11 protein-coding genes and 1 pseudogene are annotated in these 15,608 nt (G+C 37.1%); 9 read left to right on the plus strand and 3 right to left on the minus strand.

The genetic code is table 11. The annotated features are described in order from the left end of the window. Positions 1 to 45: 45 nt before the first annotated feature. A complete protein-coding gene (locus NPY00_RS04565) occupies positions 46 to 672 on the plus strand; it encodes a 50S ribosomal protein L25/general stress protein Ctc (protein WP_269020886.1) in 627 nt (208 codons plus the stop codon). Positions 673 to 750: 78 nt separating this feature from the next. Next, complete coding sequence (gene pth, locus NPY00_RS04570) at positions 751 to 1,329, plus strand: aminoacyl-tRNA hydrolase (protein ID WP_269020887.1); 579 nt, start codon at positions 751 to 753, stop codon at positions 1,327 to 1,329. Between the two features lie 701 nt (positions 1,330 to 2,030). On the opposite strand, the pseudogene NPY00_RS04575 reads toward pth, so the two are convergent. Further along, positions 2,031 to 2,729 (minus strand): annotated as a pseudogene (locus tag NPY00_RS04575) (L,D-transpeptidase); the annotation flags it as partial. Positions 2,730 to 3,029: 300 nt separating this feature from the next. Between NPY00_RS04575 and ychF the strand changes: the two are divergent. Then, positions 3,030 to 4,133, plus strand: a complete 1,104-nt coding sequence (gene ychF / locus NPY00_RS04580; RefSeq protein WP_269020888.1) for a redox-regulated ATPase YchF — start codon at positions 3,030 to 3,032, stop codon at positions 4,131 to 4,133. A 124-nt stretch (positions 4,134 to 4,257) separates the two neighbouring features. On the opposite strand, the gene NPY00_RS04585 is transcribed toward ychF, so the two are convergent. Beyond that, entirely contained in the window at positions 4,258 to 4,698 is a 441-nt protein-coding gene (locus tag NPY00_RS04585) for a PRC-barrel domain-containing protein (RefSeq protein WP_269020889.1), read from the minus strand. A gap of 733 nt (positions 4,699 to 5,431) precedes the next feature. Here NPY00_RS04585 and NPY00_RS04590 point away from each other — a divergent pair. Next, a complete protein-coding gene (locus NPY00_RS04590; protein ID WP_269020890.1) occupies positions 5,432 to 5,896 on the plus strand; it encodes a tRNA (cytidine(34)-2'-O)-methyltransferase in 465 nt (154 codons plus the stop codon). A gap of 53 nt (positions 5,897 to 5,949) precedes the next feature. On the opposite strand, the gene NPY00_RS04595 is transcribed toward NPY00_RS04590, so the two are convergent. Beyond that, positions 5,950 to 7,203: a CCA tRNA nucleotidyltransferase gene (locus NPY00_RS04595; RefSeq protein WP_269020891.1), complete on the minus strand. Its 1,254-nt coding sequence runs from the start codon at positions 7,201 to 7,203 to the stop codon at positions 5,950 to 5,952. A 251-nt stretch (positions 7,204 to 7,454) separates the two neighbouring features. Between NPY00_RS04595 and NPY00_RS04600 the strand changes: the two genes are divergently transcribed. The 5 genes from NPY00_RS04600 (at position 7,455) to NPY00_RS04620 (ending at position 15,601) form a co-directional block, all read left to right on the plus strand. Beyond that, the gene (locus tag NPY00_RS04600; RefSeq protein ID WP_269020892.1) at positions 7,455 to 8,486 is read left to right on the plus strand and encodes an AAA family ATPase; all 1,032 of its coding nucleotides are present in this window, start codon (positions 7,455 to 7,457) and stop codon (positions 8,484 to 8,486) included. Next, complete coding sequence (locus tag NPY00_RS04605; protein WP_269020893.1) at positions 8,486 to 9,397, plus strand: DUF58 domain-containing protein; 912 nt, start codon at positions 8,486 to 8,488, stop codon at positions 9,395 to 9,397. The genes NPY00_RS04600 and NPY00_RS04605 overlap by 1 nt, the downstream gene beginning before the upstream one ends. Beyond that, on the plus strand, positions 9,394 to 12,198 hold the full coding sequence (locus NPY00_RS04610) for a DUF4159 domain-containing protein (RefSeq protein WP_269020894.1): 2,805 nt from the start codon (positions 9,394 to 9,396) through the stop codon (positions 12,196 to 12,198). Before NPY00_RS04605 ends, NPY00_RS04610 begins: the two co-directional genes overlap by 4 nt. Continuing rightward, a complete protein-coding gene (locus NPY00_RS04615; protein WP_269020895.1) occupies positions 12,198 to 14,294 on the plus strand; it encodes a glutamine amidotransferase in 2,097 nt (698 codons plus the stop codon). The genes NPY00_RS04610 and NPY00_RS04615 overlap by 1 nt, the downstream gene beginning before the upstream one ends. Positions 14,295 to 14,698: 404 nt before the next feature. Next, positions 14,699 to 15,601 (plus strand): metallophosphoesterase family protein, encoded by a 903-nt coding sequence (locus NPY00_RS04620; protein WP_269020896.1) that lies wholly within the window; start codon positions 14,699 to 14,701, stop codon positions 15,599 to 15,601. The last annotated feature ends 7 nt before the right edge of the window (positions 15,602 to 15,608 follow it).

Raw genomic sequence — 15,608 nt, forward strand, 5'->3', positions numbered from 1 at the left:
ATGGTTTTTGATGAATCTCCAATTTATACATAAGGACTTAAAATTATGAGCAAGAGCTACACTCTTAAGGCCGAAATACGTGAACGGGTTGGTAAGGGGTCCGCCCGTGAACTTCGTCGCAATGGCCTCATTCCAGCGATCATCTACGGTGACAAACAATCCCCTTTGGCAATTTCAGTTCCCTATAAAGAAATCTTTTACAAAATTCACGCTGGTGGATTTCGTACCACTGTGATGACAATTGAAATTGGTAAACAAAAAATTCAAGTTCTCCCAAAAAGTTATCAACTGGATCCAGTGCGTGACTTTCCTGTACACGTAGATTTCTTGCGTATTTCAGCCAAATCGGTTGTGCATGTAAATATTCCTGTGCATTTCTCTAATGAAGATATGGCTCCTGGTATTAAACAAGGGGGTGTTTTAAATATTGTTCGTCACGAAATTGAATTAACGGCACCGGCAAATGCTATCCCTGAAGCAATTGAAATTGATCTGTCCGGTTATTCTATTGGTGATACTATTCATATTTCAGCAGTAAAATTGCCAGAAAATGTTTTCCCAGTCATTCAAGATAGAGACTTTACCATTGCAACCATAGCTGCTCCTGCTGGTGCAGATACAAACAATGAAGAGTCTGAACAAGAAAACGGTGAAGACAATACAAAAAATTGATGGATTTTAATCCATGTAGGTGGGAAAAACTTCCCACCTCTTTTAAAATGCTTTTCTAATTCTTTACTAAGGGAACGCATGTTACTTATTGCTGGTCTTGGTAACCCTGGTCTACACTACCAAAATAATCGTCATAATATTGGATTTATGGCTATTGATGTACTTCATCAATTTTTCTCTTTTCCTCTATGGTCAAAAAAATTTCAAGCGGAAACCTCTCAGAGTCTTATACATGGAGAAAAGGTTCTTCTTATAAAACCGCAAACCTTCATGAATTTATCTGGCCAAGCTATTAATGAAGCGTTGCGATTTTATAAATTAGACTTAAATAATTTGATTGTCATTCACGATGAACTCGATTTACCAACTGGAAAAGTACGTATAAAAACTGGTGGAGGAAGTAATGGGCACAATGGTATAAAATCGATTAGTACACATTGTGGAGACAATTATCGCCGTATACGTTTAGGAATTGGACGCCCCAGTTCTAAGGAATTGGTTCATCAGCATGTTTTAGGCAATTTTACGCAATCCGATCAAGAATGGCTTTCTCCTTTATTGAGTACAATCGCACATAATATTGCGGCACTCATCGAAGGAGATAATAATCATTTTATGAACAAAATTTCATTAGCCATGAAAAACAAGGATTCATAATCGCGCATCTTTTCTTTTCAGCGTAAAAACTTTTATCATATCTGAATCAATGATGCTTTTGAAAGCATCAAAAACTGAAAAATGTTGGGAAATCTAATAGAAGAAAGATCTCCCAACGGTAGAGTTTTTAGAATTTAAAATAATTCGTCTTGATCAACAACTGACGATCTACGATTAATAACCGGCGGATTGCGCTTAACAACTGGTTGTTGATTATTGGCTGCTGGCTTATCAATTTTCGGTTGTTGGTGATTAACCGTTGCAGCTGGTTTCTCAGTTTTCAATCGTTGCTGATTGATCGCCGCTGCTGGTTTATCAATTTTCGGTTGTTGGCGATTAACCGTTGCAGCTGGTTTCTCAGCCTGCAATCGTTGCTGATTGATCGCCGCTGCTGGTTTATCAATTTTCGGTTGTTGGCGATTAACCACTGCAGCTGGTTTCTCAGTTTTCAATCGTTGCTGATTGATCGCCGCTGCCGGTTTATCAATTTTCGGTTGTTGGCGACTAACCGTTGCAGCTGGTTTCTCAGTTTTCAATCGTTGCTGATTGATCGCCACTGCCGGTTTATCAATGTTCGATTGTTGGCGATTAACCACTGCAGCTAGTTTTTCAGCCTGCAATCGTTGCGGAATAACAGCTGATGCCAGCTTATTAACAGTTTTTTGTTGCTGGAAGCCTATTGATGATTGATAGTCTGTTATTGATGGCTGACTTAAATTACTCGATGTATCCGTATTATTTTGTAAAACAACCACACGTGAACCATTTGGAACGCGATTATAAAGATCCATAACATCCTGATTAAGCATACGAATACATCCACTGGAAACAGCTTGACCTATCGACCATGCTTCATTTGAACCGTGGATTCGAAAAAGCGTGTCCTTACCATTTTTGAAAAGGTACAATGCTCTAGAACCCAATGGATTTTCGGGTCCAGGCTCCATTCCGTTTCCTAAATGCCCATAACGTTCTGGCTCACGTGCCATCATCGCTGCAGTCGGTCTCCAATGAGGCCACCGGCGTTTATATTGGACAACTCCAACGCCTTCAAATTCTAAGCCTTCTTTTCCAACTCCAATACCATAACGGAGAGCCTTTCCATTTTCTCCCACAAGATAAAGAAAACGATTTTGTGTATCTACAACCAAAGTCCCTGGAGCATAATCCGTTTTATAATCAACCTGTTGACGCCAATATTTTGGATCGATCGTTGAAAGATCAATTGCAGGTAATGGATAAGGCTCATCTGTCACAGCTTCATATAAAGCCTGAACTTCCGGTGGAACATGATGTCCTTGCTGAAAGAAACCAAGCGGCAAATCTGGATGATGAGTAGCGCAACCAACCAAAATGAAAGGTGCGGCCACTAAAAAAGCACGAGGAGACAAAAATCTCATATCTTCTCCGATTATTTTATTGCATACATTCTCATATTACGAAACATTTAGTTTACCATTAACATTGATTTATGACTTCACTATTCCTAAAATGAGCGCAATAATAAAAACATGAAGTAATAAATAACTTTAGAGTATAATAGATTTATAATGTATAAAAGGTAAAAATATAATTATTATTTATCTATTTTTTTCACATAATTACAACAACTCAAGACTAGAACTCTTATCAAAACCTGTTATAAAAACACCAATATTTTGCCAATCATCAATAAATTACAATCAATAGAAAGAAAGCCTATGGGTTTCAAATGCGGTATTGTAGGACTGCCCAATGTTGGAAAGTCAACTCTTTTTAATGCATTAACAAAGACAGCTTCAGCACAAGCTGCAAATTATCCTTTTTGCACGATCGAACCAAATACTGGTGAAGTTGCGGTTCCAGACCTGAGAATGAAACAAATTGCTTCTATTGCTGGTTCAAAAGAAATCATTCCAACACGGATCAATTTTGTTGATATCGCTGGTCTTGTCCGTGGAGCATCAAAAGGTGAAGGTTTAGGGAATAAATTTTTGGCAAATATTCGTGAAGTCGATGCAATTGTTCACGTTTTGCGGTGTTTTGAAAATGATGACATTACTCACGTAGAAGGACGCATTGATCCTATTTCAGATGCAACAACTGTTGAAACAGAACTTATGCTTGCAGACCTTGAAAGTCTTGAGCGACGGATCATACAAATTCGTAAACGTGCAATAGGAAAAGAGAAAGAAGCTTTGGCAGTTCTTCCTATGATGGAAGCCGCCTTAGAATTACTACAAAAAGGAAAACCTGTAAGATTATTGCTTGAGAATATTTCGTCTGATGAACGTAACATCTTAAACAGTTTAAATCTTTTAACCTCTAAACCTGTGCTTTATATATGCAATGTCAATGAAAATGATGCCGCTCACGGTAATGAGTTGACCAAAACTGTTGAGAAAATGGCTATAGAACAAAGTGCACAAAGTATTATTATTTCCGCTGCTATTGAAGCTGAAATTACTCAACTCAATGATGAAGAAGCAACAGAATATCTCAATGCTCTTGGTCTTGTAGAACCAAGTCTCAATAGACTCATTCGTACTGGTTACCATCTGCTTGATTTAATCACTTACTTCACTTGTGGTCCTAAAGAAACACGAGCTTGGACCATTGTTCGCGGGACAAAAGCACCTCAAGCAGCAGGTGTCATTCACTCAGATTTTGAACGTGGATTTATTCGTGCTCAAACTATTAGCTATGACGACTTTCTTGCCTTTGGTGGAGAAAATGGAGCAAAAGAAGCAGGAAAAGCGCGAGATGAAGGAAAAGAATATATCGTCCAAGATGGTGATATCATACTCTTTAAGCATAATACTTGAAGCATCCTTTTTATATAAGCTCATCATTTTTTTGAATTGAAAATATTTTTTGCTTCATAACAAGACACTAAAAAACAGCCGCATATTGATAGGCAGCTGTTTTTTTAGTTATTGGAAACAAAAATTAGCGTCCCCAGCGATTTTCATATTTAAATTCTGGTGCTGTTTTCAAAGAATCTTTTGTTACATTGATAATAATTTTCCATTTGCCATAATCATTTGTCATTTGGATCGTTTCAGGAGAAACAACTACATAACGTTCTCCAATGCCGAGAAAACCACCAACACCAATGACAATCCCTTTAACTGTATTTTCACGCAAAATCATATCTCTGACTTCACCAATACTTTCATTTTCTATATTATAGACAGTTGAGCCAATAAGACTTGAAGCAACAAAATCAGAGGCAGAAGGAATAACATAGCGCACGGACATATCTGAACCAACCTGTACAACACCCATTGACGAAATCGTTTCAGGCTTAGAAGACACTGCAAAAGATTGAGCAGAAACTGTAGAAATCATCAAGACTGACATAAGAGCGGTAAAAGAAATTTTCTTCATTGTAAATATCTCCGTTTTTACTTTACAAGCTCTCAATGCGTAATGATGAGATTTGTTCCTTATGTATTTCAGAGATTGGTTATTTTACTTTATTTTTTCTTTCAATTATCTATTTTTTCTTTCAATATACTCTATAAAACTCCTAAAATTTGTTTTTTATACTTTTAAGAAATATCTCTAAGATAATATAAAAAAACCAAAGTCTTTAAATAGTTTTTAAGTATAAGTGAGACACATAGAATAAACGTGAGAATGTATTACCAATATAATATCTAATTATTTTTGGCATTTCATCATCATAAAAAACAACAATATCTTTTGACGGAATAATTATAGAGAGAGTAAAAGTTTTACAGAATAAGAATTATCATACTAATTTTTGCTTATCTTATTTATATTTCCTGATATTGTTTTATATCGTATTATAAAAATCTTTGTCGTATAAACTCATGAATTAGCTTCTATATTTGCAGTAAGAGCAAACACAATAAAAAAACAACAACGAATGACCATGCCAAAGTGCTTTTAAAATTCATCTTTTTATATTACGAAATGATCTCTCTTCATATCGATGGAGCAAGAAGCTTTCATGTGCATATAATGGTATGTTTTGTTCGAACTACAAAAAAAGAAAACGAAAGAAATAAATCACAGCATTTTGAAAGATCTATTTTGAATGATAACGCCACACCTTCTTTACAAGTCGGTATATAAAGACCATACTATGTGACCTATGGGACTTCATATCGCTCTTTTTCAGCCGGATATTGCTGGTAATACTGGAACAATTCTACGCCTTAGCGCATGCTTTGGTTTGCATGTGCATATTATTGAACCTGCAGGCTTTGATCTATCAGATCGCAATTTGAAACGTGCTGGGATGGATTATCTCGAGCGTGCTTCGTTGGAACGCCACCTTGATTGGCAGCATTTTATTGATGTCATGAAACATTATCATCGCCGTATTTTGCTTCTAAGCACAAAAGCAAAAATATGTTACACAAATATGCACTATCAAAAAAATGATGTTTTACTCTTTGGTCGAGAATCAGCAGGTGTTCCCGATTATGTTCATGAAACCGTTGATTACGCATTGACAATTCCCATGAAACAACATGCTCGCTCTTTAAATCTTGCAATGAGCGTTGCTATGACAACAGGAGAAGCTCTTCGTCAAATTGGTTACGATACAATTTAAAAATAAAAAGAAATCAAAGAAAGATATCTCTTTCAACAATCAAAAAATGGATATTATTTCTCAATTTTCTCTAATAGCACATGACGATCAATTAAAAACCCGCTTTCAATCCATATAGTTTCCAATTCTTTAAGCTTTTGTCCTAAAGCTACCCCTTTAGTGAAACCTTTTTCAATCAAATCATGACCTTTAATGGGAAAAGTTGGAATCTGCCATTTTTGAGCGAGTTGATAAAGCCTGAGATAATGTTCTGCTTTTTCTAAATTTTCACCTATTTCAAAAGAACCTGCACGTGCAGCTGACAAAGACAAAGATAATTGATCTAAAACAGGTTGCTGACCACAACGATAAATCAATTTTTTTAAAGAAAGATCTGAACAGTTTTGATGAATAACTTCCAATTCTGCCCATTCTTTTAACCGTATTTTTTCCTTATTGGAAAAATGTAAACGACAAGCCATATCACAAAGCCGCTTAGAATCAGGAGGAAGAATACTTTCTAACCGCAGCAATGGATCTATCGCCCAACCAAGGTCGCTTTCCAATTTTACAAGTGAGTGGATAGCATCAATACCCCATTTTTCTGTTTCAGGGAAAATAAGCGTTAAAATACCACTTTGACGCATCCATAACAGAGCACGTGTTGGATTTGGAGCACAAAAGATTTTTTTCATTTCTTCCCAAACACGCTCTGGTGAAAGTTTTTGTAATCCTTGTTTTAAACAAACACACGCCTTGAGTCCTTGAGCATCGGGGCGACCTCCTCCATACCACGCAAAAAAACGAAAAAAACGCAAAATACGCAAATAATCTTCACGAATACGTTCCTCTGCTATACCAATAAATCGCACCGTTCGACTTGCAATATCACTTAACCCCTCCACATAATCATAAAGGCGTCCATCTGCATCACAATAAAGCGCATTAATGGTAAAGTCCCGTCGCTCCGCATCTTTTGTCCAATCACGACTAAAAGCAACCTTTGCATGACGACCGTCAGTTTCAATATCAGAACGAAGTGTTGTCACTTCATAAAAATGCGCTCCAGCAACAACTGTCACGGTTCCAAAATCAATTCCCGTAGGAATCGTCTTAAACCCTGCTTCTTTTGCACGTTCTATAATTTGTTGTGGCAAACAGGTTGTAGCAATATCAATATCACTAATAGGTTTGCCTAAGAGCTGATTACGGACTGCCCCACCAACAACACGCGCCTCTTCTCCATGCAAAGAAAGAATATGAAGAAGTGTTTGAAGATGCTCATTACACAACCAATCAACTTGTTTAAAATTTTGCGTTATGCTCACCCCTTCAACCTTTCAAACAAATTTTTGCGATCACTTCTAACAAGGTGTTCCATAGCATAACACTTTGTACCACATTTCTTAAAAGTCACAACCTTTCTTCTGTAAAGTTGAAAGGTACTATTTTTAGACAAAGAATAAAAAAATGTCTCATCACGCTTCTTTTCTTTTCATTTTCTGTTACAAATTACCAAATATTGACTATCGTTATAAAAGAAACCATTATTTTGCGACAAATGCCTTAAGGAAAACATATGAGTCAAAATGATCCATCATCCCATTCTGCCAAAAAGGCTAAAACTAATGGCAATATTAAATCGATCATTGATGAAATCGATAAAGCACATGAAGAATTGTATGCTCTCCAACAAGAAATTAATAAAGTTATTTTTGGCCAAAATGACGTAATCGAGTATGCCTTAACAACCATTTTAGCCAGTGGTCACGCTCTTCTCGTTGGTGTTCCTGGGCTTGCTAAAACGCGTCTTGTTGAAACATTAGGAACCGTCTTAGGTCTTGATGCAAAGCGTATTCAATTCACGCCCGATTTAATGCCATCAGATATTATAGGTTCTGAAGTTATAGACTCCGACAAAAATGGAAAACGTTCTTTCCGTTATATTCAAGGTCCTATTTTCACTCAACTGCTTATGGCTGATGAAATCAATCGTGCCTCTCCTCGTACACAATCCGCTCTCTTGCAAGCCATGCAAGAACATCATGTTACTGTTGCTGGAACACGCTACAATCTACCTCAGCCTTTTCATGTTCTTGCAACTCAAAATCCTCTTGAACAAGAAGGAACTTATCCACTTCCTGAAGCACAACTCGATCGCTTTTTGATGCAAATTGATATTGATTATCCTGATCTTACAACAGAAAAACGCATTATTTTAGAAACAACCAGTGAAAAAAAACAAATTGCAAAATCTATTTTGTCTCCTAAAAAATTACAAAAAATCCAAAAAATTATCCGCAAAATGCCTATCTCTGAAAGTGTTGTTGAAGCAATCTTAAAACTTGTCCGTTCGGCTCGCCCTCATAATGACAACTCGCTAGCAAATACTTATATCGCTTGGGGTCCTGGCCCACGTGCATCACAAGCACTTTCACTTTGCGCGCGTGCACGTGCTCTTTACCACGGACGTCTAGCACCTTCACTCGATGATATTCAAGTATTAGCACAACCCATATTGCAACATCGCATGTCTCTCAATTTTTCAGCGCGCGCTGAAGGAATAACAATAAAAGATATTATCAATAATCTCGTGAAAGATGCTCTCTAATGGCCATCGGCAAAAAAGTTAATCAAAAACAACCGCTCTCACTTGCCACACTGCTACCACAAAATATAGCTGATATGCCGCATCTTTTGCTTCAAGCGCGCTTCATTGCCAATACATTCATTACTGGGAAACACGCCCAACACAAACATGGACATGGAGAAAATTTTTGGCAATTTCGCCCCTATACTCAAGGAGAATCCTGCAGCCGCATTGATTGGCGTCGCTCAGCACGTGATGAAAATATTTATCTTCGCGAACACGAATGGGAAATAACACAAACCATTTGGATTTGGCCTGATCAAAGTGTTTCAATGCACTATTGTTCACGCTTTTCAAAAATCTCTAAAGGCAATTATGCCATTATTCTTACTCTTGCACTCACAACAATTCTTGCTCATAACGGTGAACGTATCGCCATTCCGCAGTTAATGGCTCCTTCTGCTGCATCCAATATAACAGAGCGTGTTGCTTTGGCTTTAACAAATGATCAGAATAAAAATCCATTTCCAGATTTTTCCGCTATTCCACGCTTTTCACATGTTATAATTATCAGTGATTTTCTTGATCATTCAGAAAAAATTATCCAACATCTAACAACTTTAATCGCAAAACAAATCAATGTCCATCTAATTGAAATCGCTGATCCTGCAGAGGAAAATTTTCCTTACACGGGTCGAACAGAGTTTTTTGATCCTGAAACGAAAAAAAAACTCGTTTTAGGAAAAGCAGAAAACCTTCGAGAATCTTATTGCAAACTATATCAGACAAGAAGACAAGATTTAAAAGACTTTTGCTCACGTCAAGGATGGACATATCACGTTAGTACAACCGATCGCTCCTTAACAGAAACTATTTTACAGCTTAAAAACAAACTGGACATTTCAACACATCATACAAGGAGATTCTCTTGAGCTTTGGGGTACCTTTACTTTTGCTGGGTCTTTTCACTCTACCAATCATTTGGTGGCTCTTGAAAGTAACACCTCCAGCACCTCGTAAAGAACTTTTTCCTCCATTGCGCCTATTGTTGAAACAAACCGACCAACAAGAAACAGCTCATCATACTCCTTGGTGGCTGTTACTCTTAAGATTAACCATAGCTGCACTCATTATTATTGCTTTGGCACGTCCAACGTGGAATGCAAAATCGATTGTGCTCTCCGGATCACAACCGCTTGTACTGATTATCGATAATGGTTGGGCATCTGCCGAAGAATGGAAAAAACGCATTTCTGTTGCGGACTCTCTTCTTGCACAAGCAGAAAAATACAATAAAAACATCTATCTAATTGCAACAGCAGAAAATGATATCCAAGAAATTAATCCTCTTCCTGCCACCGTCATAAGGCAACGCATAATGCATTTGCGTCCTCAGCCATGGCCTGTCAACCGCGTTCATGCATTCCAAAAGCTGATTGAAAAAACAAATGGAACACCTCTTGATATTGCTTATTTGAGTGATGGTTTACAAACCAATGAAGATGACCAAGCTTTTGCTCTCATTGAACAATTAAAACCTCAAACATTCCTATGGTATTCAGCGGATATCTCTCATTTAATCGGGATAACAAACATAGAAAATAATCACGGAGATATGGCAGCACGTCTCATCCGAGCAACAACAGACGGGGAAACAGAAATAACTGTGAGCCTCTATGATTTTAAAAATCAATTGCTTGGACATTTTAAAACAAATTTCCATGAGAAAGAAAAAACCGCTCTTATTCCGTTTGATATACCACTTGAATTACGCCATGATATTGCATGGATTAAAATTGATCACCACGACAATGCTGCTACAACTTTCTTAGTTGATAACCATCATAAAATAAATCGCGTTGCTCTTCTCTCGCCCAATATCAATGAAATGGTACAACCCTTACTTTCCCCATTTTATTACGTTATCAAAGCATTACAAAATCATGCACAACTTATTACAGCAGGAGGAAGTGAGCTTTCCGCAGATATTGACCATTTACTTAAACAAAACCCCTCTATCTTTATTATGGGTGATGTTGTTAATCTATCGAAAGAAATAGAAAACAAATTATCTGATTTTGTGAGTAAAGGTGGAATACTCATTCGTTTTGCTGGAGAAAATCTAAGTTCCGCAGAGCATCATGATAGTTTACTACCTGTACCATTGCGTCATGGGAAACGGACATTGGGAAGTATTATGTCATGGTCTCAACCACAAAAACTCGCACCTTTTACAAAAGAGAGTTTTTTCTTTGATCTTCCTTTTCCAGAAGATATCACTGTTTCACACCAAATCTTAGCTGAACCAAACTCAGATCTTTTTGATAAGACATGGCTCAGCCTTGCTGATGGGACTCCTCTTATCACAGCAAAACACTCTGGAAAAGGAACACTTATTTTTATTCATGTTGCGCCCGATCCAACGTGGTCAACTCTCCCACTCTCGGGATTTTTTGCCCAAATGTTGCAAAAACTTATCATGCTCAGTACTTATAAAGATATATCGTCACCAATACATGCAAAAACAGAAACAATACAATCTCCTTGGCAGACATTAACGGCACATGGTCAACTGCAAACACCTCCTTCTCATGCTATTCCACTCACCCTTGATGCACAAAACCCTCCTCTTCCATCATATCAGACACCCCCAGGATTTTACGGTTCTAAAAATAATCTTTATGCATTAAACCTCTTAAATCCTTCATCGAACTTCACAAAGCAATCATCATTGCCAACTTCTTTAAGTGAAAATCCTTTATCTTATGATATACAAGAAAAACATCTTGCAGGAATTTTTCTAGGATTAGCCAGTTTACTCTTTGCTCTTGATAGTTTCTTAGCATTATGGATGGGAGGATTTTTTGCGCTCAATCGACGAAAAAGCATATTTGTTTCTCTTCCCTTTATAGCAATCTTCATTGCTTTTTGTGCCTATATATCAACCAACCATGCACAAGCGAACAATCAATCGGACGACAATATAGTGCAAGCAGCAAGTTCTACACATCTTGCGTATGTCATAACAAATAATCCTGACATTGATAACACCAGCAAAAGCGGATTAAAAATGCTCAGTCAATTTATTGCAGCGCGTACAATGCTTACACCTGGCTCCGTAAAAGGGCTTAATCTCGATAAAGATGAGCTTTCTTTTTATCCTCTCATTTACTGGCCAATTGACGCTGATGCACCTCTACCAACCCCAAAAAGCCTTGAAAAAATAAATGCTTTCATGAAACACGGAGGCACAATATTATTCGATACTCGTGATCAAATGCATGCTCATCTTAATCTTGATGAAACTACAACTCCTGAAACACAAAAATTACGTGCAATATTAGATGGATTAAATATTCCAGCAATAGAACCAGCCTCAGCAGATCACGTTGTCTCTCGTTCTTTTTACATTATGCCTGATTTCCCAGGACTTTACCGTGGTTCACCTTTATGGGTTGAATCATCTTCAACAAATAAAAAAAATAAAAAATATCTTTCTGCCGGAGACAATGTTAGTGCTCTGCTCATCACAGCTAATAATTTTGCTGCTGCTTGGGCATTAGATGAAAAAGGCTCTTGGAAATACCCTCTTATCCCTAATGATCCCATGCAACGTTTATGGGCATTTCGTGCAGGATTGAACATTATCATGTATACGCTTACAGGAAACTATAAAGCCGATCAGGTTCATGTTCCAGCAATGTTAGAGCGTTTTAACAGAGAGAAAAGATAATGATACAATCTCTCTCTTTCCAACCTCTTCTCCCAACTTTTTGGCTTCTTGCCTTAGGAGGATTTTCTGTCTTTTTTATCATTATAAGCCTCATAACACGACGTCGTGGTGCTTTATTGCGCCTTATAGCACTTGCCTCACTTCTTCTTGCGCTCTTAAACCCAATGATCACAAAAGAACAACGTGAACCCGTCAAAAGCATTGTAGGAATTGTTATTGATCACAGTGAAAGTCAAACTTTTGGAACACGTGGAGATGACAATGATAAAGCACAAACATACTTAGCTAATGAACTCGTTCACTATCCACAATTTGAACCACGTTTTATTGAAGCTGGAAAACTTGCGAATAACCGATATACATCTTCAACCAATTTATTTCAGACCCTTAAACAAGCCATCGCTGATGTTCCACCTTCGCGTTATGCAGGAACAATTTTAGTTACTGATGGCCAAGTTCATGACACCCCTTCAGAATCCGATCTTAGCAATCAAGCACCCATCAATGCTCTTATAACAGGAAGACAAAACGAATTCGATCGCCAAGTAAAATTCGTTTCTCCTCCACGATTTGCTCTTATTAATAAACCACAAATGCTTTCTATTTTAGTGGAAGACACAGGAAAGCGTCCAGAATCTATTCCCGAACAAGCAAATATTACAGTCAGTATGAATGGAGAAGAAATCGGTCAGTATTCCGTGACACCTGGTGTTATTTTTCAAACTGAGATCACTCTTTCTCATGCTGAAAAAAACATCATTCAAGTTACAACTGACACACACGAAGGTGAACTCAGCTTCAATAACAACCATGCTATAACAATTATTGAAGGAATCCGAGAAAATTTACGCGTTCTTCTTATTTCAGGAGCGCCCTATAACGGTGAACGAACATGGCGTGATCTTTTAAAAAGTGATCTCAATACCGACCTCATTCACTTTACTATTTTACGTCCTCCTGAAAAAGCAGACAACACACCTGTCAACCAACTATCACTTGTCGTATTCCCTACAACAAAACTTTTTGTTGAGGAAATTAGTAATTTTGATCTCATTATTCTTGATGGTTACCAACATTCCAATGTGCTTCCATTGATTTATTATGATTATATCACCCAGTATGTACAAAAAGGTGGCGCTCTCTTAATGGTAACAGGGCCAGAGTTTACAGGAGAACATTCATTAGCTAAAACTCCTTTGATAAGTGTTTTACCCGCGTTACCAAATGGTGCTATTATTCAAAAACCGTTTCGCCCTACGCTTACAAAAGAAGGCCAGCGTCACCCTGTTACGCGAGATCTTGAAACTTCTACGCATCCAGCATCTCAATGGGGTCGATGGTTACGACAGATCGTCATTCATCACACAGGAGAAAGCACCACTCTTATGAAAGGAGCAAATGAACAGCCTTTGTTGCTTCTTTCTCGCATAGGAAAAGGACGCGTGGGCATGCTGCTTTCAGACGAAAGTTGGCTTTGGGCACGAGGTTTTGAAGGGGGAGGACCATATGCCGCTCTCTATCGTCGAATTTCTCATTGGCTCATGAAAGAACCTGCTCTTGAAGAAGAAAATTTGAGCGCAACAAGTGACCATAGACGTTTAACAATTCGTCAACAAACATTGAAAGATCATCCTGAACCTGTTGAAATCATTTTTCCTTCAGGAAAACACGAAAATATCACGCTTTCCAAAGAGAAAGAAGGCATATTTGTAGCAACAATAAATACTGATGAAACAGGACTATTTACTATCCGTAATAGAAATCAAACAATCTTTTTTCCTTTAGGTGGACTTGATAATCTTGAATTTTCGGATTTAATTTCAACTGAAGAAAAACTCATGCCAATCAGTAAACGTACTGGTGGTCATATCACGCGTTTACACCGTGACAATAAAGAAGATTTTCAATTCCCTCCCATCAAACTCATTCAGCCGCAAACAAAACAAACATCTTCCCACGCTCCTTCAATTATTCTAAAAGAAGCAACAGAAACCCGTTTGATCAATGCTTTTCATTTTCCAATTTTTTCTGGATTTTTTGCACTATGTGCCTGCCTTTCACTGCTCTGTAGTATGTGGTACCGTGAAAGCCATTAAAAAATAACATTCAATTCTAAGAAAAATTATCTTAATTGAACTAGGAATATAGTGTCCAAATCGTACAATATGAAAGAAAACTGAATGCTAATATTTTGTTTTGTCTCAAAAGAAAACAGTATAAAATAAATAGAATTAAACGGAATGCGATTTACATGGAATATATCAATATTCGTTGTTGTAAATAATAGTAACTAATTTTTTAGCAATTATTATTGATTATTTCCATCTTTTATCTATTTTTTTAAGGATTTTCCTGCCATATTCTCTGTAAACAACATAAAATTGTCTTAAATATCTCTCTAAGATTATATAATAAAACTGTTTTTCACTGAATCATTTTCTATAATCTTTAAGAGTGAATTCATTTATTTGCTTTTATTGTACTCATTATTTCCAACGCTATGGGAACATCTATGTTTTATCTTGCTCATATATCAGATGTGCATCTTTCACCTTTACCAGAACCTTCATTTTATGAACTTCTTGGAAAACGTTTAACCGGCTATATTAACTGGAAAAAAAAACGTAAAAACCAAATAACGACAGGCGTTTTAGATACTTTAATGCACGCACTAAAAATGAAAAATCCAGACCATCTTGTGATTTCTGGTGATATCGTTAATCTTTCTCTGGATAAAGAATTTGAACAAGCGCGCAACTGGTTATTGACCCAAGGTAAACCTCAAAATATTTCTTTAACTTTTGGAAACCATGATGCTTACGTTCGTGGAGCGTTTCAAAAAGCCTGCACCTTTTTTCAACCTTGGATAGAAGGTGATGAACCACAAAGAAATAATCTTCCTTTTCCTTACATGCGTACTCGTAACAATGTCGCGATTATAAGTGTTTCATCAGCTATTGCTACGCCACCATTCTTTGCTACTGGTTATTTTGACCGTATTCAAGCACGAACTTTATCTCGACTTTTAAATGAAGCAGCAACACATGATCTTTTTCGAATTGTCGTGATACACCATCCTCCTTTTCATCACGCAACGCCTTGGTATAAAAAATTATGGGGGATAGAGCGTTTTTTAAATGTTATTAAAAATCATGGTTGTGAACTTATTCTCCACGGACATACTCATTTATCAACATTAAACATCATTGAAGGAAAGCTAGGTAAAGTTCCCGTTATTGGTGTCGCTTCTGCTTCACAAGCTTTTGGTGGGAAAAAAACACCTGCAAGCTTTAATTTATTCGCAATCGACCGTTTATATCATAAATGGCATTGTCAGTTACAACGTCATCATATTATCAATCCCAATAATGAAATAATGTGTACTGAAACGATTAACTTTTAGCATCTTA

It is taken from the genome of Bartonella sp. F02 (assembly GCF_026929975.1).
GTDB lineage: Bacteria > Pseudomonadota > Alphaproteobacteria > Rhizobiales > Rhizobiaceae > Bartonella.

What these genes read in the sequence shown, in the direction of transcription:
- NPY00_RS04565 (WP_269020886.1), top strand. Translation starts at nt 46, where the DNA reads ATGAGCAAGAGCTACACTCTTAAGGCCGAAATACGTGAACGGGTTGGT.
- pth (WP_269020887.1), top strand. Translation starts at nt 751, where the DNA reads ATGTTACTTATTGCTGGTCTTGGTAACCCTGGTCTACACTACCAAAAT.
- ychF (WP_269020888.1), top strand. Translation starts at nt 3,030, where the DNA reads ATGGGTTTCAAATGCGGTATTGTAGGACTGCCCAATGTTGGAAAGTCA.
- NPY00_RS04585 (WP_269020889.1), bottom strand. Translation starts at nt 4,698, where the DNA reads ATGAAGAAAATTTCTTTTACCGCTCTTATGTCAGTCTTGATGATTTCT.
- NPY00_RS04590 (WP_269020890.1), top strand. Translation starts at nt 5,432, where the DNA reads ATGGGACTTCATATCGCTCTTTTTCAGCCGGATATTGCTGGTAATACT.
- NPY00_RS04600 (WP_269020892.1), top strand. Translation starts at nt 7,455, where the DNA reads ATGAGTCAAAATGATCCATCATCCCATTCTGCCAAAAAGGCTAAAACT.
- NPY00_RS04605 (WP_269020893.1), top strand. Translation starts at nt 8,486, where the DNA reads ATGGCCATCGGCAAAAAAGTTAATCAAAAACAACCGCTCTCACTTGCC.
- NPY00_RS04615 (WP_269020895.1), top strand. Translation starts at nt 12,198, where the DNA reads ATGATACAATCTCTCTCTTTCCAACCTCTTCTCCCAACTTTTTGGCTT.
- NPY00_RS04620 (WP_269020896.1), top strand. Translation starts at nt 14,699, where the DNA reads ATGGGAACATCTATGTTTTATCTTGCTCATATATCAGATGTGCATCTT.